Below are 2,027 nucleotides of genomic sequence, written 5' to 3' on the forward strand. Positions count from 1 at the left end.
ACCCGCCGCAGCGAAGCGGAGGCCAAAAACCCAGCCCGCCACCCGGAGGCGGCGGCCAACAAGCACAGCTATGGTGGCTCGGGGAAGGCGGACCAGAAAGGCCCGCCGAGCGCAGCGAGGACGATGGAGTTGTCAGGTCCGAGGAGGGTGTTCCGCAGTTGAGTACTCATGTTCTCCGCTGCAACGGCGCTCCGGTGCCGATCGCACTCGCATCGCTGCCGACGACGCAGACCGCCGCCCTGCCCGATGCCACCGAACTCGACGAGCTGCTGCCGGTGCTGGCCGCCGACAGTCTGCCGCGGCTGATCGTGCTCGGTGAGGACGCCGGGCTCGCCACGGTGCTCACACACCTACTACGCACCGAGCGGCTGGGCGTCGAGATCGGTTATGTGCCGGTGGATCGCACCTACGGCTCCCGGGCCTATCAGACCGGCACCGGTTCCTCGGCCGCCAAGCGCGCCCTCGAGGGTAAGCCCACCCCGACCCCCCTGATCCGCGACGACACCGGCAAGGTGCTGGTCGGCCGCGCCACCATCACCGGCCCGAACGGTGGGAAGCTGGAGGGCGAGGCCTACGTCGACGATGTCCGGCTGTTCACGGGGAAGGTTGGGGCGCTGAATGTTTCACCGACCTTGGACATGCCCGGCGTGCGGGCCACGGTGGTGCGGGGATTGCGCAAACGCCGCTGGGTGGCCGGTCGCGCGGTGCAGCTGGGCTCGCCGGGTGCGCTGGTGACCCGCGACGGCATCAGCGGCGACCGGACGGTGCCGCGGTCGAGTTTCTATCGCCACCACGAGCCCTGGCTGCTGGTCCGATGAGCCGCCCGTTCAGCGCCCGGCGCATGTCGGGTGCGGTGCGCCCGAGTCCGGTGTTCCTGCTGATCATCGTGATCGCCGCGGTCGGCGCCGCGCTCGCGTGGGATGCCGAGCTGTCGTCGACGCAGGCGAAGCTGGGTGTGTTCGTGATGGTGGTGTTCGGCTGGATCGTCAGCCTGTGCCTGCACGAATTCGGCCATGCCTACACCGCGTGGCGGGCCGGTGATCGCGAGGTGGAGCTGCGCGGTTATCTGACGCTGAATCCGCTCAAGTACAGCCATCCCGTGCTGTCGATCGTGCTGCCGATCATCTTCATCGCGGTCGGTGGGATCGCGCTGCCCGGCGGCGCGGTGTACCTGCAGTCGGGCAGCTTCTCCGCGCGCACCCAGCGGGCCATCAGCGGGGCGGGCCCGGCGGTGAACGCCGCGTGCGCGGTGGCGCTGCTGCTGATCGTGCGGCTGTTCGGCTCGGCCGATTCGCATCCGGCGTTCTGGTTCGGCCTGAGTTTCCTTGCCTACCTGCAAATCATCGCCACGGTGCTGAATCTCATTCCGGTGCCCGGTACGGACGGGTACGGCCTGTTGGAGCCGTCGCTGAGCTATCAGACCCGGCGGTCACTGGATCAGGTGAAGCCGTGGGGCTTCCTGCTGCTGTTCGCCGTGCTGTGGGGTGTGCCGCCGCTGCGGGACGCCTTCTACAGTCTCGTGGACGCCCTGTTCGATCTGTCCGGGGTTCCGTGGCGGTGGTGGCGATACGGCAGCAGCCTCACCTGGTTCTGGATGTGACCAGAGCCGGCTCGACCGCCTGACCGCCACCACCGCCCGGACCTCCCCCCAACTTTCCCCTCCCGGTAGGGCCGCCCGATCCGACCTCGTGAACCGAGCGGCCCGCTTCGCTCGGGCCGCGGACGCCCGCCCAGTAGGCCACCACACCATATGGCCCTCGGACATCCGCCGCCTCCGCGAAGTTCCAACCGCGCCACCCCTCGTCGCGCGGTCAATGAAAACGCTACGGCCGGACCACATCCCGAACACGAGTAGTCCACTACCCGAAGATCAACCACCCCCGCACACAGAACGAATCGGACACCCCGCAGTCCCCTCCCCGGTCACTCACATCCACCCCCCAACCCCATCAAAGCCCTGCTCCGCAAAACCCTTGTCCGGTCCGGACACCCTGCAAGCTCGCTCACACTCGCAGTACCCCCGGCGA

2 protein-coding genes are annotated in these 2,027 nt (G+C 68.5%); both read left to right on the forward strand.

Annotation, left to right across the window (positions count from 1 at the left end; all coding sequences use genetic code 11):
• The first annotated feature begins 158 nt into the window (after positions 1-158).
• The gene (locus NM1_RS35805) at positions 159-818 is read left to right on the forward strand and encodes a hypothetical protein (RefSeq protein WP_068030771.1); all 660 of its coding nucleotides are present in this window, start codon (positions 159-161) and stop codon (positions 816-818) included.
• Positions 815-1,600 carry a site-2 protease family protein gene (locus NM1_RS35810; RefSeq protein WP_068030774.1) on the forward strand — a complete coding sequence of 262 codons (786 nt, stop codon included), beginning with the start codon at positions 815-817 and terminating at the stop codon, positions 1,598-1,600. The genes NM1_RS35805 and NM1_RS35810 overlap by 4 nt, the downstream gene beginning before the upstream one ends.
• Positions 1,601-2,027 lie beyond the last annotated feature (427 nt).

Origin of the sequence: Nocardia mexicana NBRC 108244 (genome assembly GCF_001613165.1) — a bacterium.
GTDB classification, from domain to species: domain Bacteria; phylum Actinomycetota; class Actinomycetes; order Mycobacteriales; family Mycobacteriaceae; genus Nocardia; species Nocardia mexicana.